The sequence below is a fragment of the Sphingobacterium sp. JUb20 genome (assembly GCF_004342035.1).
GTDB classification, from domain to species: domain Bacteria; phylum Bacteroidota; class Bacteroidia; order Sphingobacteriales; family Sphingobacteriaceae; genus Sphingobacterium; species Sphingobacterium anhuiense.
Window position 1 is genome coordinate 24,747 of the sequence record NZ_SLYV01000006.1, and the last position, 23,969, is coordinate 48,715.

15 protein-coding genes are annotated in these 23,969 nt (G+C 37.9%); 4 read left to right on the plus strand and 11 right to left on the minus strand.

Going from position 1 to position 23,969, the window contains the following annotated elements; translation table 11 throughout:
* Positions 1-312 precede the first annotated feature (312 nt).
* The 6 genes from EDF66_RS11245 to EDF66_RS11270 form a co-directional block, all read right to left on the minus strand.
* A complete protein-coding gene (locus EDF66_RS11245; RefSeq protein WP_132842718.1) occupies positions 313-2,382 on the minus strand; it encodes an alpha-L-fucosidase in 2,070 nt (689 codons plus the stop codon).
* Between the two features lie 27 nt (positions 2,383-2,409).
* Positions 2,410-4,119, minus strand: a complete 1,710-nt coding sequence (locus EDF66_RS11250; protein WP_132842720.1) for a RagB/SusD family nutrient uptake outer membrane protein — start codon at positions 4,117-4,119, stop codon at positions 2,410-2,412.
* Positions 4,120-4,121: 2 nt separating this feature from the next.
* Positions 4,122-7,565: a SusC/RagA family TonB-linked outer membrane protein gene (locus EDF66_RS11255; protein WP_207898601.1), complete on the minus strand. Its 3,444-nt coding sequence runs from the start codon at positions 7,563-7,565 to the stop codon at positions 4,122-4,124.
* 219 nt (positions 7,566-7,784) lie between these two features.
* On the minus strand, positions 7,785-8,942 hold the full coding sequence (locus EDF66_RS11260; RefSeq protein ID WP_132842722.1) for a FecR family protein: 1,158 nt from the start codon (positions 8,940-8,942) through the stop codon (positions 7,785-7,787).
* A 67-nt stretch (positions 8,943-9,009) separates the two neighbouring features.
* Positions 9,010-9,600, minus strand: a complete 591-nt coding sequence (locus EDF66_RS11265) for an RNA polymerase sigma-70 factor (RefSeq protein WP_132842723.1) — start codon at positions 9,598-9,600, stop codon at positions 9,010-9,012.
* Between the two features lie 567 nt (positions 9,601-10,167).
* The gene (locus EDF66_RS11270; protein ID WP_132842725.1) at positions 10,168-10,923 is read right to left on the minus strand and encodes an MgtC/SapB family protein; all 756 of its coding nucleotides are present in this window, start codon (positions 10,921-10,923) and stop codon (positions 10,168-10,170) included.
* Between the two features lie 268 nt (positions 10,924-11,191).
* Between EDF66_RS11270 and EDF66_RS11275 the strand changes: the two genes are divergently transcribed.
* Positions 11,192-11,860 carry an HAD family hydrolase gene (locus EDF66_RS11275; RefSeq protein ID WP_132842726.1) on the plus strand — a complete coding sequence of 223 codons (669 nt, stop codon included), beginning with the start codon at positions 11,192-11,194 and terminating at the stop codon, positions 11,858-11,860.
* 286 nt (positions 11,861-12,146) lie between these two features.
* On the opposite strand, the gene EDF66_RS11280 is transcribed toward EDF66_RS11275, so the two are convergent.
* A complete protein-coding gene (locus EDF66_RS11280; RefSeq protein WP_132842728.1) occupies positions 12,147-12,464 on the minus strand; it encodes a hypothetical protein in 318 nt (105 codons plus the stop codon).
* 287 nt (positions 12,465-12,751) lie between these two features.
* On the opposite strand from EDF66_RS11280, the gene EDF66_RS11285 reads away from it, so the two are divergent.
* Both EDF66_RS11285 and EDF66_RS11290 read left to right on the plus strand, forming a co-directional pair.
* Entirely contained in the window at positions 12,752-15,160 is a 2,409-nt protein-coding gene (locus EDF66_RS11285) for a TonB-dependent receptor (RefSeq protein WP_132842730.1), read from the plus strand.
* A 23-nt stretch (positions 15,161-15,183) separates the two neighbouring features.
* A complete protein-coding gene (locus tag EDF66_RS11290; RefSeq protein WP_132842732.1) occupies positions 15,184-16,383 on the plus strand; it encodes a hypothetical protein in 1,200 nt (399 codons plus the stop codon).
* Positions 16,384-16,556: 173 nt separating this feature from the next.
* Here EDF66_RS11290 and EDF66_RS11295 read toward each other — a convergent pair whose 3' ends face one another.
* The gene (locus EDF66_RS11295) at positions 16,557-18,803 is read right to left on the minus strand and encodes a DUF5703 domain-containing protein (protein ID WP_132842734.1); all 2,247 of its coding nucleotides are present in this window, start codon (positions 18,801-18,803) and stop codon (positions 16,557-16,559) included.
* 364 nt (positions 18,804-19,167) lie between these two features.
* Between EDF66_RS11295 and EDF66_RS11300 the strand changes: the two genes are divergently transcribed.
* Positions 19,168-19,761, plus strand: coding sequence for an HD domain-containing protein (locus EDF66_RS11300; protein ID WP_132842735.1), 594 nt, complete (start codon positions 19,168-19,170; stop codon positions 19,759-19,761).
* 16 nt (positions 19,762-19,777) lie between these two features.
* Here the strand turns inward: EDF66_RS11300 and EDF66_RS11305 are convergent, their stop codons facing one another.
* The 3 genes from EDF66_RS11305 to EDF66_RS11315 form a co-directional block, all read right to left on the minus strand.
* Positions 19,778-20,971 carry a metallophosphoesterase gene (locus EDF66_RS11305; RefSeq protein WP_132842737.1) on the minus strand — a complete coding sequence of 398 codons (1,194 nt, stop codon included), beginning with the start codon at positions 20,969-20,971 and terminating at the stop codon, positions 19,778-19,780.
* 61 nt (positions 20,972-21,032) lie between these two features.
* The gene (locus EDF66_RS11310) at positions 21,033-22,958 is read right to left on the minus strand and encodes a sensor histidine kinase (RefSeq protein ID WP_132842739.1); all 1,926 of its coding nucleotides are present in this window, start codon (positions 22,956-22,958) and stop codon (positions 21,033-21,035) included.
* The gene (locus EDF66_RS11315; protein WP_132842741.1) at positions 22,955-23,698 is read right to left on the minus strand and encodes a LytR/AlgR family response regulator transcription factor; all 744 of its coding nucleotides are present in this window, start codon (positions 23,696-23,698) and stop codon (positions 22,955-22,957) included. The genes EDF66_RS11310 and EDF66_RS11315 overlap by 4 nt, the downstream gene beginning before the upstream one ends.
* Positions 23,699-23,969 lie beyond the last annotated feature (271 nt).

Genomic DNA, 23,969 nt, shown 5'->3' on the forward strand with positions numbered 1-23,969 from the left:
ATTATCGATTTATGACTAACTGTTAATGGAAGTAGTTGTATTGGCTAGGCAGAAGAAGATCCGTATTGAGATAGAGGAATTTAAACTCGATCAAGCAAATAAAGTTTAGGAGCGTATAAGAAGTGGAAAGACCAAAGGGAGAGCTGTCCTTTTGCCTTAAAGACTTTTCTTATCAGATCATAATAAAACCCAAATTTCGATTCGCATCTTAATGAGCGTTTCTTTCAATTAAACAGAGCGAGCAATAAACTTTCGTTTATTGCTCGCTGACAACCTTAATTAGAAAGATTGATCACATCTGCTATTTATACTTTACTTTACAATCACGCCGATTTCATTTATTTTCATTCCACTTTGATCGGCACCAATTACCGCGAGGGATTCCAATTTAATAAAGCGAGCCTGCTTTTTACTTGGGAACATCACCTGCTGTTTTACCGGATTATTATTGATATTTCCAAATACTTTATCTGTCAGGATACGATCCCAATCTTTTCCGTTCCTACTAACGTAAAAATTGTATTTTGTAACAGTTCCGCCCGTATTACCATTGTTAGCAGGTGTATAAGTAAATCCTGCGATTTCCATTTCCTTACCCATATCAATTGCGATTTCATAAATACCCGTAGATCCAGCAGGATTAGCTTCCCAACTAGTCCTACCGTTACCATCAAAGGCCCTGTTTATCTGCGATTCTTTTTTAGATTCACTTGCATGCAAGACTTTCCAATCGGCTGTCGAAAGATCAAAATCTGCGATCACCACATCGCTAAAATCTTTTCCGTTATTAATAAAAGCCTTTGCCTTTACAGTTCCTCCTTTTGTCAGCTCAAAGGGTTGATTGTAACGCATACTTCTCATATTGGGTTCACTACCGTCTAGCGTATAAGTAACAATCGGATCCGGACTATTCGTCTTAATAGATACTATTCCTTCCTTGGTTCTATTGATAACAGGTACATCAAGCATTTCTGGAGCTAAATAAACCTGAATTTCAGAAAGAACTGGCGCGGCATTAGCCTCCAATGTAATCCGAAGTTTATTCGTCGCTATTGTCGGAAAAGCAAGGATTCTTTTATACCCTATTGTGCTTTGCTTAACCAGTGCTACATATTTCTGACCGTTCCAATAGGCTACTTCAAAGGATCTTACCCGCTGTCCAAGCGGAATATTCTCCTGTAGAAGTAAACGATTTAACTTTGTTTTTGTTCCCAAATCAAGTGTCAAAACTGCTTTTTTAACGTTGCCTTCAGCTCCCCAATAAGTATCATAATTACCATCTGTGAGTTGAGGTGCGCGAGTAGTATTGATCGATACAGTTTTCCCTTTAGCTAAATTTGTCTTAAAAGTAGCATCCACAAGAGCTCTAAGCTCCATTAAGCGTGTCGAATCTGTCGGATGAATCTTTCCAGTACGGCTAACAGGAACATTGAGTAGCAAATTAGCATTACGTCCCACTGAAGTATAATAAATACCCAGCAATTGGCTCAAGGTCTTGACTTTATTATCTGTATCCGGGCTGTAAAACCATCCAGGTCTAATGGAGACATCTACCTCACCAGGTATCCAATATTTACCGTTTTCATCACCAGAATTTAAGATCGCTTGTTTTGGTGCATCCTTTCCCATTCCAAAACCATCCGTATTGAGCGTGCTCCAGTTGGTTTCTCCAGCAAAGCCAGACTCATTGCCGATCCAGCGAGCTCCTGGCCCAATGTCGCTAAATATAACCGCATGAGGCTGATGCTTATACACCACACTACGAAACAATGGCCAATCGTAAACTTGCTTTTTACCGTTTGGTCCCTCTCCATTTGCACCATCAAACCACATCTCATAGATATCACCATAATTGGTCAACACCTCTTCCAGCGTTTTGGCAAAGATATCGTTGTATTCAGGAGTTCCATATGAAGGATGATTTTGATCCCAAGGAGACAGATATACCCCAAACTTCAATCCGTATTCTTTACAAGCTTCAGAGAGATCTTTTAATACATCACCCTTGCCACCTTTCCATGGACTTTCACGTACCGTATGTGTACTGTATTTACTTGGCCATAAACAAAAACCATCGTGATGCTTAGCGGTTATGATAATAGCTTTCATACCTGCATCTTTAGCTGTTTTAGCCCATTGACGCGCATCGAGATCAGTTGGATTAAAAACCATAGGGCTTTCCTTGCCATCACCCCATTCCTTATCTGTAAAAGTATTCGGTCCGAAATGGATAAACATATAGTATCCTAATTTCTGCCATGAAACCTGGTCAGCACTTGGCAGCGCCCCATAGGGCGCTGGAGCGGCCTGCTGCGCATTGACATGCCATGTCGTAATAAGGGTTATTACTCCTAGCGCTAGACTTTTTTTGATATAATTCATTCCTTATTAATCTATCAGTTTATCCAATTATTCCCATCCCGGATTCTGCACATAAGCACCTGGCTTGCCTGCAGTAAGGCTTATTTGATTCAATGGTATTGGATTAAAATAGTATTTATCGTTCCATTTGCGACCATTACTGTAGTTCGTATTTACAATGATCAAAGCATTATTATCAGTCGCAATCTTACTCACATCATAACTATACTTTTTCCTCAAATCAGCATCCAGCTTCATTCCCCTCACCGTTTTTATACCTTCGATAAGTTTTCCGGCTTTCCATCTTTTTATATCATTCAATCGAAATCCCTCTCCCATGAGTTCGATGCGGCGCTCTCGACGTATTTCGTACAGTAAAGGAGTCACCACATATCCATAATCAACCGCACGTGGGTCTGCTGAAACCATTGCTGTTAAATGTGGCATACCTACACGGTCACGAAGTAAATTAATACTTTTATCCAGATCAGTTTGACTTAGCGTTTTATTAATTTCATACTTTGCCTCTGCATAATTCAGCAATACCTCTGCATATCTAAAAATAAAAGCATCAATATCCGATTGATTCGCGATCTCTTGAACAGGATCACTTGACCGCCCTTTGATTAACCAATATCCACTAGAAGTCTGAGACGTTCCGATCAAAGGAAGCCCATAAGCAAGTGGTGCAACCGTACTTGTACCTATCCGATAGATAAAACCCGGACTGGCAACCGTTTGCTTATATCGAGGATCTCTATTTTCCGCCTCTTTAGCAGGTTCGCTATCATCCGTTGGAAAAGAAGTCAAACCGCTAGGTTTTCCATCTTTGTACAAGTAAGCCTCCATCAGATCCTTACTGACACCTGTATTATTCTCATTTGCAGTACGCGTATAACCTTGCGTCAAGGTTCCAATAATATAAGCCCAATGCATAATCGACTCAGGGTTTGATTTCAGATCAGTCTGCGTAAATAAATCTTGATAATCTTTATCCACATTTCCTGTAGTATACAAACGGTACTTTCCACCATTTATCAAAGCCTCAGAAGCCGTTAAAGATGCCTGCAGTACAGGCAGGGGGTCGCCCGAGCCGTGATACTTACGAAAAGTTCCTTCCCATAAAGCGATTCGTGACAACAAAGCATTTGCAATATCCTTATTTAGGCGCCCCGTTTCTTCAGAACCTTTTTCAGGTAGATTACTCGCGGCATATGTTAAATCCAACAAAACCTGATCCATCACTTCATTACGCTTGACACGAGGTCCATACAATTCTGGAGAGGTCTCATCCAGATCCGATAGTACCAATGGAACATCACCAAAAGCCGTTACTTTTTGCCAATAGAAGAGTGCCCGAAAAAAACGCACTTCGGCAGCATAACGCTCCTTATTGGTCGATTGTACTTGTTCATAACGCTTAAGGAAGTAATTACATCTACGAATCGGAAGCCAGTCATCAGTAGCCCAACCTCCGCCAGCAGAAGGGACTGAAACTGTACCGCCCAACAAAGCATCTGAAGTCGCTGGAAGCATATTATCCGAATTATTATCAGCCGAATAATTGTTCACAAATGGTAAATTATTATAAAATAGATTGGCAAACAATTTTAAATCGTTTTCACTTTTAAAATATGTCACCTCACTAAATTCATTTTTAGGATAACGATCTAAAAATCCATCATCCTTACAGCTATTCAGACTAAAGAAAAGACCTGAAGCGAGCAATATATTCAAATATTTATGGTTGTATTTCATGGCTAGAATGTGATTTGAGCTCCAAAGGAGATATTTTTACTTAATGGATACGCAGTTCTGTCTAATTGCTCTGGATCAAAATTGTCAAACATCTTGGTAAAGGTGAACAAGTTTTCTCCAGAGAAGAATAAGCGGATCTTTTCAATTTTCGCTCGTTTCAAAATCAAACTTGGCACAGAATAACCGATCGTGATATTTTTGATGCGCATATAAGAAGCATCCTGCAGATAACGGGTCGAAGTCACCGTATTACCATTCCCTCCAAAACGGAGACGTGGAAAATACGCATCTTGATTTTCTGGCGTCCAGAAGTCCATTTGATTTTTAGTTGGCACATCCCATTCACCACCACCAAATGCATAAAAATAAGTACCACCTACTACCGCATCACGACGTCCTACACCTTGCAAGAATACCGATAAATCAAAGTTTTTATAATCAGCACCGAAACGCATACCATAAGAGTATCGAGCAGTTTGATTACCGATAATACGCATATCACCCGAATTACTTAACGTATTGCTACCGTTATCAATTTTTTTATCCCCATTCAAATCTTCAAAACGAACGTCACCACCAAGCCACGTTCCCGAAAAAAGTCGTTCTTTATTCAAGCCATCATTCGCTTCGGCATCACTCTGATATAATCCATTGGAAGTATAGCCCCATATTTCATCGATTTGCTTACCGACATAATGTGATGTTAACTCACCCGTTGGGTTAAGGTCATATTTGGTGATCTTAGCCTTATTATCACTCATATTAAAGCTGACAAAATAGTTGAAGTCATCGATCTTATTGTTGTATTTAACTTCAAACTCCCAGCCTGTTGTTTTCAGATCCGCCGCATTTCTATTAGGAGCACCAACACCCAGAATCGCTGGCAATGGCTGTCCACCCACCAACATATCACGGGTATCTCTGCGGTATAAATCAAATGAACCACTCAATTTATTGTCCAACAGGGCAAAATCTAAACCGATATTCTTAGAAGTCACTTTTTCCCAGGTAAACAACGTACTTACAAGTCCAGGAGCTGTAATATAGGATTGATTAGCATCTCCAAAGATATAATTGGTCGTACCATAAGGCATCGTCGCAATGTATGGGTATAGTGAACCATTAGTCGGATTGCTATTCAAATCAATGCTTTGATTAGGTAGTGTACCATAAGAAGCCCTGATTTTTAAATCGTTAAAAGTTGGTTTTAAGAAACTTAAATATTCTTCATTCGAAAGGCGCCATGCAATACTTGCCGAAGGGCTAAAGACATAGCGTTTATCTGCAGCAAAACGTGAAGAACCATCATGTCTACCGTTGATTTCTATTAGATAACGATTATCATATATATAATTAACGCGAAAAAACTGTCCCAAAAGCGCCCAATCCAACGGTAGAGAGCCTACGATAGGCTTATCGTCATTATTTAAATTGAGATATGGAAAATCTTGATTCAACAGGTTTTTAGCACGTGCACTAAAATTACTATAAATCTTCTCTTCCCTATTATATCCTGCCATAGCTTTTAGATAATGCTTTTCAGCGAAGGTATTTTCATACTCCGCATAAATATTGATCGCTGTATAACGATCCTTTGAGTTACTCTCCGAAACCCAAGGCACACGGTTATGTGGGTAAGGTCCTATCAGATAAGCATTGGCCGGATTTGTAGGATCTTGACCAGCAGGAACCGCTCCATATTCATCATATGATTTTGTGTTGATCTTATTGTTATAATTATAGCTATTCCAGGTCAAATCTCCTACCACTTTAAAGTTTTTAAGCGGATGAATATTGAATCCCCCCGTCAACCAGATATCATCGGACTGGTAAGTATCACGTCCATTATACTCGTTCATAGCAAATGGATTGGTCGTACTACCCTGGCCCGAGTAATGACCATCTGGATGTCTAATCGGAATATTAGGTCTTAGATCTGTAGCAATACGATCTCCAAAAATACCCTCAATAGCGGCAGATCGCGCGGGCTTGTCATCCTCCTTACGATTTAAACGAACCTTAGCATTCAGATCCAACCAAGAGGTTACCTTTGTCTCCAATCCCATATTGACATTATAACGCTTGTATTTTTGGTTCGCCGATTTAAACAAACCACCTTGATTTAAGTAACCCAGTGAAGTGTGGTATTTTATTTTCTCACTACCTCCAGTCAGACCCAAATTGTGTTCGCTCATAGGCGCCCATCCCGGAAACATTTCTTCCCACCAATCGGTATTACCAACATAACGGTAGCGTGTAGGATTACTTGGATCAATATAGACCGCATTTTCAGGAATTGGATTGGCCATGTATTCCTTCATTTTTTCAATATCAGTATCTGTCCAAACTTCCGATCCACGACCACCACCAGAAAGGTTACCCGTCAGGTCCGCATATTTATACATATCGACATATTCTAAAGAATTGACCGTCTTTGGAATAGTGGTCGGTCTGGAAAAACCTTGATTGAAAGAATAATTGACACGTGTCCCCGCATTATAGTTTCCATTTTTGGTCGTGATCAAAACAACTCCATATGCTGCACGTGCTCCATAAATAGCAGATGCTGCTGCATCTTTTAGAACCGTTACGTTCTGCACATCTTGCGGATTGAGCTGATTGGGATCCATCTGAACACCATCAACAAGAATAAGCGGTCCGCCACCATTCAACGAAGTATAGCCTCTTATATTAAAACTAGCACCAGAACCTGGGCGACCATTGGAAATTCCGATATTAAGGTTAGGAACAGCACCTTGTAAACCAGCACCTAGGCTCGTAATCATACGATTTTCAAGTACTTCAGAACCAACAGAACTGACAGCTCCAGTTAGGTTAATTTTTTTCTGCGTACCGTAACCAACCACAACCACCTCATCTAAACCACTCATAGTTTGGGTCATTGTAATGGTTAAATTTGCAGCTGTTGCACGAACTTCCTGAGTTTCATACCCCACAAATGAAACAATAAGTGTCGCACTCTTATCAGCAGTACGTAGTTGAAACCGACCGCCCTCACCACTCACCGCCGTTTGCGTACCACCCTTAATTTTAATCGTAGCACCCGTAATCGGCATTCCTTTGCTATCCACAACTTTACCCGATAGGTTATCCTGCACCGGTTTCTCAATTTCTTCAACTTCTGAGGTTACCGACTTACTACTAACAATGATCGAGCTATTTTTAATTTTAAAATTTAAATTCTGATGCTCAAAGATCTTAGTCAAAACTGTTGATACCTTTTCATTTTTAGCATTAATGGTAACCGGTTTAGCATTAATCAACATACTCTCAGTCACCAGAAAATCATAACCCGTCTGTTTTCTAACCTTTTCCAAGATATTTGCCAGCGGAGCATTTCGCTCCGACAATGTTACATTTTGAGCAAATGAGCTTCCATTCACCCTGAGTACCATGGCAATCATTAATACAACAATCAGTTTCATAACCAATAGGATTTTAGCTACGCCCATAGTAGAAGGCCGTAGATTTGGTCTTAAATTTTCATACATTTGTTAAGTTTGGTTATACGAATATCAATACATTGTCCAGATGGCTGATATTCGTGGTTTATAATACATTAGCAATAAATTAAATCGTCCAAACAAGACCAGGATTTTGATTAGCGTCAATCCTGGTTTTCTTTGATTACTATAGTGGTATAGCTATTCCATCACAGTAACCCTCCTTCCCTTGATCTTGAAATGCACCGTATTCGTCAATTCCAATATTTCCAATACCTGATCTATATCCTTATTTCGAGATACCGTACCATTAAATTTTTCTTTAGATATCACTCCTTGAAATGAAACATCGATATTGTACCATCGCGCAACTTTTCTCATGACACTTTCAATACTTTCATTATTGAATCTAAAATATCCCTCTTTCCAAGCCACTGCTTCCTCCAGATCAACTTCCAAGACATCAATTCCATCTTTCTCTTTGTTAATGCGAGACTGCTGCCCTACATTTAAAATTGAAACTGCATCGTCATTTTTAACCTTTACACGTCCTTCCAGTAAAGTTGTTTTTATATACTTTTCATTATCGTAAGCATTGATATTAAAATGAGTCCCCAATACTTCTACAGTCTGTTTTCCGCTGACAACGCTAAAAGGGACTTTTTTATTCGACGCTACTTCAAAATAAGCTTCACCTGTCAAGGTTACCTTTCGCTCCTTTTTATCAAAAACAACAGGATATTTTAAGGATGATCCAGCATTTAACCATACCAGCGTACCATCAGGAAGGTTGATGGTATAGGTTTCTCCGTTCATAGTTGCAACTGTATTTAATTTCATTCTTCCAGTAAATGTATGGTCAACCTCGTAAATCAAATTGCCATCTGCGGCTTTAGTAATCAGAGCACCATCTGCCTTTACCGTTTGACCAGTCTTGATATCGGATAATTTTATTTCCTTGCCGTCTGATAATGTAAGCGTTGCAGATTGCTTACCTGGTAATATGACAGTATCTACAGCCGCTTGTTTAAGATCACTTCCATTTACATTTCCATTGTTTTGGAAATAAAAAAACAAACCCATAATAAGGAGAGCTGCGGCCGCAATACTCCACCATTTCTTTGGATATTTTTTATTCTTTGGAAATTGTTCTGCAGTTATTCTATGCATAATTTTTTCATGCATACGATCGCGGATCATTTCCACATGTGGTACATAACCCTCAGGTAGTTCTAAGATATCATCCTTGTGTTCACGATACCAACGGTCAAAATAATCCTGTTCCTCAGGACTAGCTTGACCTAGTTTTAGCTTATAGGCTATCTTCAACAAAAGTTCTTTGTCGTATTCTTGAATCATAATTTGGGGTAATTTGAAGATATAGTACTGAAAAATCAGATCAACCCTTAGTCAAGATGAAAAAAAATTATTTTTCGAATAAATAGAATAACACAAGCGGAGAAATCGTGACCAGATCAGTACGCAAATCTTTTAAAGCTTTGGAGATATGTGCTTCAACTGTTTTTTCTGCAATACCTAATTCAACGGCGATCTGTTTATTAGGCATTCCTTCTTCACGGCTCAATTTGAAAACAATGCGACATTTATCTGGCAATCTATTGATAGCAGCAGAAATACGTTCAATCATTTCTTTTTCTAAAATGGATTCATCTGCCGATGGAAGATGAATCGATGAGGCATAATCGGAAATATACTTTTCTTTTCGTTCAGCCTTACGGTATTGGAGATCCAGCTGTTTAATTACCTGATATTTTACCGCTACAGAAAGATATGTCGCTAATGAGAATCGAAGAACCAATGTATGCCTACGGCTCCATAAACTACAGAATAGATCTTGTACACATTCCTCTGCTATCGTAATATCATCAAGCCGATGAGCCGCAACAACAAGCAATTTATTCCAATAACGGTGATAAAGCGCAGAAAGTGCCTGCTCATGATCTTTTTTCATAAGATCAAGCAATTCACTATCTGAATATTCATCATAACGCTTCATAAGTCGGTACAGATTCAATTCTTTGAAATTTGAATCAGAATTGGTTTGAATGATTTGATAAACTTACGAATATCACCGTAGATATAAAAACAATTCTGAAAGTTTACATCAGTACAAAAAATCATTTAAAAAATAGGTCTAAATCGAAACAGGTCAACCTTCAAGGAATAATTGCAAAATAAAGCTCAATCAACGAACTTTCCGCTATCAGTATGCGAGAGAACGGAGAAACAAAATCCAATCATATCACGTAGAGATTTTATTACCATAAATATAAGAGATCGCAGGTATGACCAATACAACAAGTAATAGCAATATAAATAAGGTTCAGTGATATTACAGAGAGGGAATTGCTTTTAGCCTAAATAAAGCTAAGACTATTATGATAATGGTGAACTGATAAAGAAAGTGGAGTTTCAATCTTTGGAACTTACCTAATTCAGGATAAAAAAAGATGGTTTTTGATTATTCGAAAAGTGTAAAAGAGATGGATAATCCTGTCTGACTATCCATCTCTCTTGCGTTTTATAAAAAGAACATATGGCGATAAAAAAGCAAACTAATTATTTAATTCTCCATAGAGTTACCTAAATAAAACCAGCTTGCTTCCTGAACGTGCTTTACTTTGGTCAATTCAAAAATCAGTTCTTCAATTTTATCGTCACTTTTACCAACTGTTGAAAGTTTTACATTTAATATGACCGTGTTTGCATTCTCGACAGACACATTGCGTAAGACAGATCGTAGCAAATATGTATGTCTATTCTCAATCTGACCAACAATATGACTCCGGATATCGGTTTCATCTTCAACTTTACAGGCGACTTTGATTAAATAAAAGGCTTCCTGTACTTTTCTGCTTTTATACGATTTTAATGCTCCTAACCAATCACTAAACGGCCCCATCGCAATATGAGTAAACAGGATCGCACCGGTCACAATAGTAGCTTCGATATATAAGGCCATACCACATAACGTGCCGACCGCGGCAGAACACCAAATCGTTGCGGCGGTATTGAGTCCACGTATCGTCAAGCCATCTTTCATGATAACACCTGCACCGAGAAATCCTATACCGGTCACAATCTGTGCTGCAATACGTCCTGGATCGCCACCATCGGCACCATATAGGTATACAGACAACAACATGTATGCTGCGGCTCCAATGGATACCAGCGCATTTGTACGTAGTCCTGCGCTCTTGTCCCGCCACTGACGTTCTGCTCCTATTGAAAGTCCTAAGGCAAATGCGATCGCAATTCGAGTAATAAAATCGACAGGATCTAAATAACCAGTTTGTATGAGTAAAAATTGAATGTTCATGCTTGTAAAATATCTTTTTAAAGTTAGTCTTTACTTCTTTAAGTAGATATGAAATCTTCACTTAAAAAGATCTGTATCCAATTATTAAGATTTTATTTTAATTTCTGCTTTCTATTGAGTGCGCTCGACATACTTCTGAAAGAATAAATGACCAATCCCATCGTCGCTACTTTGTATAAATTCGTTTATATTTTTTAAAGTAGCACTATTGCAATCAATTCGTATATACACAAAACTGTTTTTAAATCATTTTTATTAGATTTAAGGCATGAAGCTTATAATATTTGATTTAGACGGAACATTGTTAGATACGTTACAAGATCTTGGTGATAGTTGCAATGCGATCCTTGAGCAATATGGCTATCCAACTCATCCTCTTGAATCTTACAAAAAATTTGTGGGAAATGGTGTCCGAATGCTTATCGAAAGAGCACTGCCTCAAGATGCCAGCACAGACGATATTATAACCCACCTACTGTCAGCATTTAAGAAATATTACGAAGAAAAAGCCGGGAGCCATACTAAACCATATGCCGGTATTATTCAATTATTACAAGATCTGCAGTCGTCAGGTTATTTAATTTCGATTGCATCGAATAAATACCATGAGGCTGTCCTGCCATTGGTGGCAAAATATTTTTCGGAGTTTTCATTTGATCTGATATTGGGTCATCGAAATGGACACCCGGCTAAACCGGATCCTGATATTGTATTCGATACGCTCAATATACTGAATGTACAACCTGATGATTGTTTTTATGTCGGTGATTCATCTGTCGATATGGATACTGCCAACAATGCTGGTGTGCAAGCAATCGGCGTCTCATGGGGCTTTCGCGAAGTCGAAGAATTAAAGCGGCATGGTGCAACATTTATTATTGATGAACCAAAGCAACTGATGGACATTTTGACATCATCGTCACTATCGTTACAATAATTAAAACCATAAAAGCCACATCGCTACGTTGTATCACGAAGAGTTAGACTCTTTTTATTCACAGTCAACGCGATGTGGCTTTTCATAAGTGTATAAATAATTAGTCCTTTAAAACTATCTCTATTCATACACTATAATTCAATTTTTTCAATATTTCTTTAAGAGGCATCTCATTAAAAGATGATATCTTTTCTTCTGCTTTCAGGCATCACTTTTAAGAGTTCCATTTTCCCATTTTTATAAGTACCTTCAATAACAGTGTTTTTAAAAGCATGTACTTTAAAATTCACATCCCAGTCTTTTGGCCAAGCCGGCAACATATAAATCTTATCTCCGTCACATTGAACCACATTTCCTGTAAGGTATTCATCATATTGCCAACACCGTCATAATCTGGTTTCCAATCGTGCGGGCTATCCATGTATCCTTTAAATCGCAAACCTTTTAGATATGCACTGCTGCGGGCTTTAATATCTTTGCCAGCTTCTGTGGCAAGACCCAAACGAGCAGCAAAAATTCCTATTTGATACCAGCATACCCGACCTGGATAATTTATCCTCCTTGCCTGCCGCATATAGGACACCATCATCCATAAGATCTGCATATTGCTATTTTACTTTGCCCTTGATCTCATTCCAACGGCCTTTCCTAGTCAATTCGATCATTTTATTTTCCCTGTAGTTGTTTTGTAATTGAACGCTCTCCAGCTAGAATCGTTTCAAAAAGAATGTTATAAAATGTTAAATCATTATTTGTATTTAATCTAAATAAACTTATATTTGTCCCGAAATGAAAAACTTATTCTCCTATTACAGCTGCTTGGCAGAAGCATATTTAATGAAATATTGTAATCCTATATCACTCTAAAAACAAATTCATAACGCTGATAACATGTTAAAGTCAACCTACATTTTTTTTATATCGTTATTATACCTCAGCTCGCTAGCACAGGCTCAATCATCCCTTTCAGGATATGTTAAAGATACCTTTGGAAAAGGAATAGAAAGTGCTACGGTATCTGTCATCGGAACCGATACCCGAACCTCCACAGATGTAGACGGTTTTTATAAATTGAAGATAGCTTCCCAACAGAACCTTAAAATTGAAGTGACTTCTGTGGGGTATATTACACAAAGTATCCTGTTGAAAAGTAATGAAACATACAAAGACTTTCAGCTAAAAAATGACGAACGCATGCTTGAAGCTGTCAATGTGAAGGGACAAACCGAAAATCAACGACGGGTCAACGAAATACAACGGTCAGGATTTAACGTCAATGTTATTGACATGAATCGATATGCCAATCAAACCGCCAATGTGAGCCAGATTCTTCGTACAGCACCGGGTGTTACCTTTCGGGAAGATGGGGGATTAGGTTCAAATTTTGTTTTTCGGATCAATGGCCTGGCAGCTAAAATTTATATCGACGGCGTACCTATGGATGATTTTGGTCCCGCCATGTCGTTAAATAATATTCCTGTCAACTTAGTTGATCGCATTGAAATATATAAAGGTGTTGTTCCAGCATTTTTAGGTTCGGATGCATTAGGCGGCGCAGTCAACATTATTACTAAACAACGGAATAGACACTTTCTTGATTTAAGCTATAGCTATGGTTCTTTCAATACCCATCAGGCTTCACTAGTGGGCATGTATACCAACCCCAAAAATAAATTATCGGTACGTACCAATGCCTTCTACAACTATTCGGACAATGACTACAAGATGTATACAGAAGAAAAATACGGTGTAATTTTGGAAAAAGTAGTCAATAATAAATTCGTACCTATTGCTGAAGCGAGACGTTTCAGAGACCGCTATTATTCGAGCATGGGTCAAGTAGAAGTGGGCCTACGAGATAAAAGCTGGGCTGATCAGTTTTTTGTTGGTCTGACTTATTCGGGCAACAATAAACAAAATCAACTTGGTGCAACGATTAATAAGCCTTATGGGGGTAATTGGACCGAATCGGCTTATATTATGCCGACCATTAGCTACAAAAAGCAAAACTTTCTTGTAAATCGCCTATATGCCGATATCTATGCCAATTATGGCTTTGACATTACCCGCAACCGAGATACGGCGAAATATAACTATGAGTGGACTGGCAGTCCGATCACCAATGGAACAGGTAGTCAAGCTAACCCAGAGAAATACATAAAAGATAATACCAATAGCGTACTTGGAAGAATAAACTTGAACTACGATTTTGATGAGAGTCGCAACCAAAGTTTAAACCTCAATTATAATGTCAGCACCAATGACCGTCAAACCTATGATAAAATTTTAAATCACAATAGTTCCGGATTACCAAAGAATATGGTTAAACATATTGCCGGATTAGCATGGCAAAGTCAATGGTTTGACAAAAGATTGGTTGCCAACCTTGCTTTTAAATACTATGGCATCGATACCTACCAAAAGATTGATGAACGGAAATATGATGCTAACAATCAATACGTGAGTGGTGACATTGTTACGCAAACAAGATATTTGGGGTATACGGGCTATAGTGCAGCTGCCCGATATCGAATATTCAAAGATGGTGGCGTGAAGTTCTCTGCCGAACGTGCCTACAAGTTGCCCGAAATGACTGAAATATATGGCGATAATTTCAATATTCTTGCCAATTGGGATTTAAAGCCTGAGAATAGCGATAATCTCAACACTGGTTTTTACTACAATACATTCTTTAACGAAAACCATTTTATCAATGTTGATCTTTCCGGTTTTTATCGCCTGGCAAAAGACTATCAAAATGTACGTGTTGTAGCAGATAATGGACAGGACAAATTTCAGTACTATAATATTCCGGGGGTAAAGATCTACGGTGGAAGTTTTGAATTTCGCTACGGCTATAAAGATATCATCACAGCCGCATTAAATGGAAGTTATGACAGAGCCATCGACAATCAGAAATACACCGATGAGACAAACCAGCAAGTTAACTTGACCTATGGCTACCAAATTCCTAATCGTCCTTGGGTCTATGGTAACCTTGATCTGGGTTTTGCGCAAAACGACTGGTTCAGTAAAGGCAGCCGCACACAGATCAACTGGACGACGCAGTATACCAAATGGTTTTATTTAAGCGATAGCCATCTTGGTTCACTGGCATCCAAAAACTATATTCCAACGCAGCTCGTCCACTCTTTGTTGGTCAGCTATTCGTGGAACCGCAACCGTTATAATATTTCCGGTGAGGCCCGCAATATATTTGATGAACGTGCGTATGACAACTTTCGTCTCCAAAAGCCCGGAAGAGCATTTTTTGTAAAATTTAGAGTTTCAATATTATAATTAATCAAACATCATTAATAATCATGAAAAAAAATAGACTATTTGGCTATTGTACACTAGCTGCAGTGCTGATATCCTCATGTAAAGACAGCCCTAGTATTCCTGAAGTTACAGAAACAATACCATCCAAGTATTCGGTATGGGTTGCGACAGCAAATGGATCATATCTCCTGACAACAGATGAAATCATGAAAGACACTTTATTATCACCTGCAAATAATAAAGGGGTTGATATCACTGGTAACTTGCCTCAGGCCCGATACGCAGGTTATGCTTATGTTTTTAACGGTTCTTATTACCTATCCAATGATGGTACACGTTTTAGTAAGCATCAATTGACAGATGGCGGAGAGTTTAAAGAGGTTGATAACTACGCTTTTCCGAGCGATTTTTATCTTGGAAAAGTAGCAAGCCAATTCAGTACCACTGATGAAATCGTCTTTACATCTACAGGCGCCAGTGATGCAAATCTGGAGAAAAAAGTATTTGAAAAAGACATTTACTTTATGAATACTAAGGATATGACGCTCAATAAGACATTAAAAGCCCAGATTCCAACCTTAGATTATACGGTTTACAAACCAGATGGCAGTGTTGATCCAACCATATTGAACGTAACCAGTATGCGCATTAGTGGTGGCAAAGCATATTTCGGGTTCTTTTATTACAACGTCGATTATAAGCCTGTCAACACAAAAGCTTACGCTTATATCTGCGATTACCCGAGCATGGCAAATGGCCATATCATGAGCGACGATAGAGCGAGTTATGTTGCAGGTCACTGGCAAAGAGAAAACTATTCTTTCCTTGATGACGATAATAACCTATATCTTTTAACCAGAGGCAAGACAGATGGTACTTATGCGATTTTGCGTGTAAACAATGGCCAGACCGAATTTGACAAGAGCTATCTTTACGATCTTAAAGACTATGCTGTAAAGGGAGGCGATTTAGCTTGGTTAGGTGACGGCAAGGCTTATATCAGACCTTATGTGATAGATGTTGCCAACAAAAAGATCATCGCAAATTTAGCTGAAATGACTGGCGGAGATCCAACAACTACAATTAACCTGATCGAAAATGGCAATCTTTACACAGCCGTAAAAACGCCTGCATCAAAGTGGTTCATTTATGAGTACAATATTAAAAATAACAGTGTAAAAAAAGGTGCTGAAATAGATCCTGGCGTTACACAGGTTTATCATATCAATAAGTTGAAATAATTACAATCATAAAAGCCACATCGCTACGTTGTATCACTAAGAGTTAGACTCTTTTTATTCACAGTCAACGCGATGTGGCTTTTCATAAGTGTATAAATAATTAGTACTTTAAAACTATCTCTATTCATGCACTATGATTCGATTTTTTCAATATTTCTATAAGAGGCATCTCATTAAAAGATGATATCTTTTCTTCTACTTTCAGGCATCACTTTCAATAATTCCATTTTCCCATTTTTATAAGTACCTTCAATAACCGTGTTTTTAAAAGCATGTACTTTAAAATTCACATCCCAGTCTTTTGGCCAAGCCGGCAACATATAAATCTTATCTCCGTCACATTGAACCAACATTTCCTGTAAGGTATTCATCATATTGCCAACACCGTCATAATCTGGTTTCCAATCGTGCGGGCTATCCATGTATCCTTTAAATCGAAAACCTTTTAGATATGCACTGCTGCGTGCTTTAATATCTTTGCCAGCTTCTGTGGCAAGACCCAAACGAGCAGCAAAAATTCCTGTTTGATACCAGCATACCCGACCTGGATTGGGCATATTGAAATAGGCTCGCTCAACTTCTTTAATATTGGGTTTATGGATCCCATAAATCCGAAATGGAAATAAACAATATAAATCTGGTGCTTCATAATTTGTTCTTTGAGGATTATAAAAAGCGGCATTGTCCACCACAACATTCCCAAGACTATCCTTTTTCTTCGGCAGATCGGGAATAGTGGACAGCATAGTAGTCCAATTCTGTTTATCTTCAGGAGTTAATGTACTTTGAGGTAGTTTTAACAGTTCTTCTAATACATAATGAAGTCCTGCAATAGAAGGCATATCATTGACAACATCAGTCCAATATGTTTCTAATCCGTGGCTTGGAAAAATATGTAACTTGCCCTGCTCATCTTTCTTAAAACGTGTATTGTAAAACTGAAGTGCTTTTCGTGCCCAAGGCAACGCTTTTGTTTTTAAAAATGCTTCGTCACCGGTATAATGATAGTAATCGAGCATCATCACCGACATTTCTAAACATTGCTGCCATATATCTTTTGTATATTCTTCAGAATATACATCGGATTCCAATCCAAAATCGCCCATTCCCGGTAAGCCGAATGTACTGATACATTCCTGCATATAGATTCCTGATGCACCATAATATTTTTTTGATCTGGCTTCAAAAGTCTTCGCTTGCTTGATATAAAAATCAAAAAACGGTTTCATCATGTCAAAATTACCCTGTGCAAACTGTGGCAGGTATAAAAAGCGCACGTTCTGCCACCAGTAATTCACGCCATAAAATCGATAATCTGCCGAGTAATTCTTTTGACGTACATCAGGTCCATAATAGGCATACTTTGGATCTACATTAAAAATTCCTCCCTGAAATCGAGCAGGAAATTCATTTCGCATCTGACAGGCCATCTGATATTTAGACAGAATATAAGTCTGGGTGTACGTTGATAGACTATCAGAACCATTATTGATATCAATCCATCCTCTATTCCAAAAATTTGTCCACCACCTAGCGGTTTGTTCATAGGCTTTTTTAGGACTAGGAGACTGAGCAATCCATCCAGCAATTTCCTTTTCCCAAGTTGCCGGATCAGGCGTTTGCCGGGTATAGCCGGCTATCCGAATATCAATGTTTTTTAATGGTCTCTTGGTGTGTAAAACGCTATCAGAAAGACTTACTAAACCTGAAGCTTTGATATAACCTCCAAAAGTATTATCCTTCAAGGGATCAATAATCTGATTCGCATAGTCTTCCATTCCTTGTTTCTTAATGTGCACAGGCACACTGCTGTAAGCATTCCGATGATACCATACAAGGGCTTGTGGTTTTTTAAGAAACACATCTGCAGATTCCCAGGCTTCTGCCCCGTCCGGAACTCCGGTTCTATAGAGCCAGGTAGAAGCAAGTTCTTCCATATTGAGCTCATGTTTATTTTTTCTCCAGTTTTCCAAAGTCACCTTCACCTGAACTGGTTTTTCACTGTATCCAGAAATATACATTACAGGAGAGTTTGCATCAATAAAGATCTTTAAATTTAACTTCTCTCCTTTTTTCCCCGCTAGAATTTTTAATGTTCCCTCTTTCAGATTCAATTCCTGACGGAAGGGCTTCCCTTTAAAAAAAGGACTCTCTGAAAAGGAAATCCTGATCCTTCCTAACTTTAACAGCCGTTGTAATTCAGAATGTGAGTCATTACGTGACAGATATAGTAAAAGATCGCCATTCTCTTCTACCCAGACGTTACTGCCTAGACTGCCATTACCAATTGGAACATTACCAGTTTCGTTGATAGATGGCGTATTAAAAACGATTTTATAGTTATTCTTCTCTTGCTGCGGAAATGCTTCGAATATCAGCATTTGCACTATAAACAAGATGGTTAGTCGGAGTTTACTCATTTTTTTAAAATATTTTGAATACAAACTGCAGATAGCACAACTTTCATAAATTATAGGAGATTGATCAAATCAATGTGTCAATACGAATTGATAAATTAATAGATTGCCTAATCAACTTTTAAAATAAATAGATGCTAATAGCTGCAATTGGTTATTATTAAATTGTTTTTCTTCCTATAAAGCTATAGAGTAAAGTCATAAAGTATGCATTCAATATTAACATGAAATGCATGCATTATTAACTTCTTTTAGAAAAGGGCTAAATGACTTAGTAAATGATGTTTAATAATTTATCAAAGAGCCACCTAGGATTACTTTTATAATTTAAACTATCTTTGTAAGACAATCTCTTAACACTATCAAGATGGATTTTGAAATCTTATTGAAACAAATTGATTTTATAAAAGAAATCGATAAGGTCAAATACATACAACGGAAAACTAAATTGTTCAATAGTAACCGTAATGAAAATGATGCGGAACATAGCTGGCATCTGGCGATGATGGCATTGATTTTGGCTGAACATGCAAACGAACCAATTGATGTATTGAAAGTGGTAAAAATGGTTCTGATCCATGATATTGTTGAAATTGACGCTGGAGATACCTTCATCTACGATACGCAAAAAAATCATGTTAATACAGACCAAGAAAGACTGGCTGCTAATCGGATTTTTGGCCTGTTACCTCAAGAACAGTCGAAAGAATTTATTGCAGTATGGGAAGAATTTGAGGCAGGTCTAACTCCTGAAGCTAAGTTTGCGAGAACAATGGATCGACTGGAGCCTCTCTTGCAAAATACTTCAAATAATGGGGGAACCTGGAAAGAGTTTGATGTTGATTACAGTAAGGTATTCGAAAAAAAGAAAATCATTAATGAGGGATCTACTACGATATGGAAGTATGCTGAAGAACTCATCAAGGAAAGCGTGGAAAAGGGTATTTTAAGAAAAGATTAAACTGCAAATGGCTCATTTATTCTACTTGGTCGGTAGAACGTTTTAAGGTAAGAACTGTGATTTCGGGCCACACGCCCACCCTGCCTTTTAGACCATGATAACCGAAGCCTCTATTGACATATAAAAATTTTCCGTCTCGTTGGTACAGTCCTGCCCATTGTTTATAAAAGTACTGGATAGGACTCCATTTAAAACCAAAAAGCTCAATTCCAAATTGCATACCATGCGTATGACCGGCCAAGGTGAGATGAACATGTTTAGCGTGATCTACAGTAACTGCATCCCAGTGTGATGGATCATGAGACATTAGGATCTTAAAGGAATCGGAAGGTATGGCAGCTGTTGCTTGATTGAGATTGCCAAACTGATGGAAACCGCCTTTGCCCCAATTCTCCACCCCGACTAATGCAATACGTTGTCCATGCTTATGCAGTAAGACAGCTTCATTAAGTAATAATTTGAAACCCATCTCACTGTGTATTTCCTTCACACGCATCAGATTTGCCTCTTTAAGTGATGTACTGGACCATTTGGTATAATCACCATAGTCATGATTACCTAAAACAGAATACTTCCCATAAGGGGCTTTTAAGGTGGTAAAAAGATCAATCCATGGATCCATCTCGGAAGCCATGTTGTTGACGAGATCTCCTGTAAATAAGAGCAGATCACTGTTTTGGGCATTCGCAAGATCAATACCTTTCTGTACACCTTTTATGTTACTTAAACTACCAGAATGGATGTCGGACAATTGTGTAATGGTAAAACCATCGAAAGCTTCGGGTAAATCTGAAAAATGCAAGATCTCTTTTCTAACCCTATAAAAATGACGACCTCTAGTCAGCCCGAAAATAATCGCCAAAAAGACTATGCCAGCAAGTACTGCGACAAGTTCACTGACGTAAAAATTCCTGGGCGGAAAATTGCGGAATAGTCGACCAATGTCTTCCAATAATAGAATCGGAACAGAAAATAATTTTGGAATAAAGATAAGCAACATCGCTGTGATCAAACTCGATGCATAACGCTGAATATCGCTAATACGTTTCCGCAGAAATATAGTGACTATAATAGCACCCAGTACAACAATATCAATAAGCCAATAAATGACATGGATCAGCGGATTTGAAAAAAGTGTAATTATTGCCTGATAAAAATAAATATCTCCTATGAGGAATAGTAATAAAATTAAAATAAGTCTCTGTGCCATATTGTATATAGTAAGGCGAATGCCGTGCCAAAACATAAAATGAGTTACAGAACATTTATTCCTATTCGACAGGAATGCGTAAAATTACTAATGTACCGCCACCTTCTGGAATTTCTGTAATAGAGACGCTTGCCTTTTTACCCAATAATTGTATTCGCTCGTGACTGATCGTACCTGATAATGACCGGTGTCCAGAATCAAAATTACTTGTTTCAGTTTTACCACTATCTGCAATCTTTACTTGTAAGATATCTTGTTCTATCTCAAAATGAATACTAATATCTCCTAGACCGTCTTCCAGATCGATCCCGTGAAGTATCGCATTTTCTACATAAGGCTGTATAAGCATGGGCGGAACCATAATTGCTCCCAGATCATGTTCGATTGATTGTAATATAGTATACCTAAATGCATCTTCATAACGCATTTGCTGCAGGCTTAAGTAGTTCTCTAACGTTTCAATCTCCTCATCTAGAGGTACACGATTTTCGCGGCTGAGCTCTAAACTGCTACGCAATAATCGACTAAAACGGTTAAGGTATTTGATGGCAATTTCTTTTTTATCCAACCGCACAAAACTCTGTACAGCTGCTAATGTATTAAAGATAAAATGGGGTTCCATCTGTGTGCGTAACAATTGTTGCTGCAATAGTATTTTTTCTTTTTCTTGAAGAAAACGACGTTGACGAAAACTATAAAACAAAAACAATATGGTGACACCAAGGAGGATAATACCTAAAACAGATACGGCAAGCCATAAACGATTTTGTTGCAATTGCAGTTTATTAATTTTTATACCTTCATTTAATTTATGAATAGAGCGATCTTTAGTCTGCAACTGATGAAGAGCATTCATTTCTGCAACAGCTTGTGTATTTTCTGTCTGATAGATTCCTTTTTGTAATTCTGCTGTTTGAGTCAATACCGCTATGGCTTCATTTTTCTTTCCCTGTAAATTGTACAATGATGCCAAGCTTTGCTGATAAACGAGATCACTGTCTGCGAAAATTAGTCCTGTATGTTTTTCCTTTAGAAGTTTTGCTTTTTCAAGAAATTGTGAGGCTAATGTTGCATGTTTTTGAGCCGTATAAATAGCTGCAATATTGCAGTAATCGATAAAAAGATTATTAATTTCACTGGAAGTTGCCTCTTCATTGTACAGATATCCATCTGATTTAATTTTAAGCAGCTGATAATGAAGTAACGAATCAAGTTGCTTATGTTTTTCAAAATATTGAATTTTAGAATCGTATAGAAAACTAATATTATATTTATCAGGGTTCTGCGCATGTAACACTTCCAGTTTTTGAAGATAAAAAGACATACTATCTGCTGGTTTCTGGCGCTTATTCAGAGTCTGTATCATTTGTACCAGCACACGTTGTCGATTAATATGTCCTTGTGGCAATGAATCTGCCATAGGCAAAGCAGCACGGTTCATTTTTTCAGCTAAGTCATATTGAAAGCTTAGGAGGTTACTTTGTGCTGCAGATAGTAACATAGATGTTTTTGCTATAAATGACAGATCTACCGTTGAGTCTGCTAAAACAATTGCGGCTGCTTTGTTATAATAATAACTGGCTTCTTTCATCCGGGCTCCCATGCTCAAAACATTCCCCATCCCATTGTATATAAGTGCCTTATTCTTAAAACCACCATCTATAGGATCTATAAGTTCAAGTGCATCTTCAATAAGGACACGAGCAGAATCATTGCCCTTCATACTGTAAAGCCTTGCCAATTGATATTTAACGGTTGATGATTGTATGGTATCATTTTTCACAATGGGGTTTCGATCGAGTTTTCGCCAAACAGTAATCAATGAATCTCTATTGGTGAGATTAGCTCCTACTTTTTCCAAATCCTTTATCTGAACCGAAATGGCATCATCAGATTTTGCCAACAAATCTTTCTTGTTATTGTCTTTACAAGATGAAAAACCTATAACCATCCATAAATAAAAAATAAGTAGCTGTATACGTATCATTTTTTCAAAAAAAGTTGGGTTAATATCGTATTCTTCCGTCGTGTAGAGATTGGAATCTCTTCTTTATTTTTCAGAACAATATATTCGGATCGGTTAATGCCTGAGATATATTGCTGATTGACCAAATAAGACTGATGCGTGCGTAAGAAATGTGGAGCTGGCAAAAGTTCCTCGTAATACTTAAGAGGTCTTGAGATAAGCTCCTTATCACCATTACTTAAAATGAAAAGAGTATATGGACCATCACCTTTACAATAGACAATATCACTAACAGAAACAATGCGTGTGTTATTGATGGAATTCAAAACAATACTTTCTGGTAATTCACCTATCTGGATTGAGGTCTGTGCTAAAGACAATTGTTGCATCCATTGCGGATTATTTTCCCTTCGACGACGATATCGCTCTAATGCCTCCTGGAGCTCTACCTCATCAATAGGCTTGAGCAGATAATCGAGTGCTCCGTACTTGATGGCCTTTATAGCAAAATGATTATATGCAGTAATGAATATTATATTTTGTGGAATGGGCGTTAATTTTTTCAACAAATCGAATGCTGTTCCATCTTTGAGCTGAATATCCATAAATATTACATCTGGTTGCTTTTCTTCAAGCAACTTAATGGCTTTATGTACGCTGTCTGCCCAACCCACAAGTTCGGTATTGGTTTCTTGCTGTATCAGGTAAGCGATCTCTTTACGAACTGCAGGCTCGTCTTCTATTATGGCAACGGTTATCATCTTTTCACTTTTAGCTATTGTAAAGATAGTATATTGTAAGTGCTCTAAAATAAATTCATTTTTTAAATTTAACGATATAGCAATAAGAAATAAACATTTGGAAATAGTTTAAAGCTCAGCATCGAGATTGGAACGATCATTTTTTTAAGTTCTATTCTCATGAGATGATAATCGAATAACGTATTGAATAACAAAAGCGCCAGATCTTTATTAGATTGGCGCTTTTGTTATCTATTGAACTGGATACTTATGTTTCCTGACCAACAGCAGG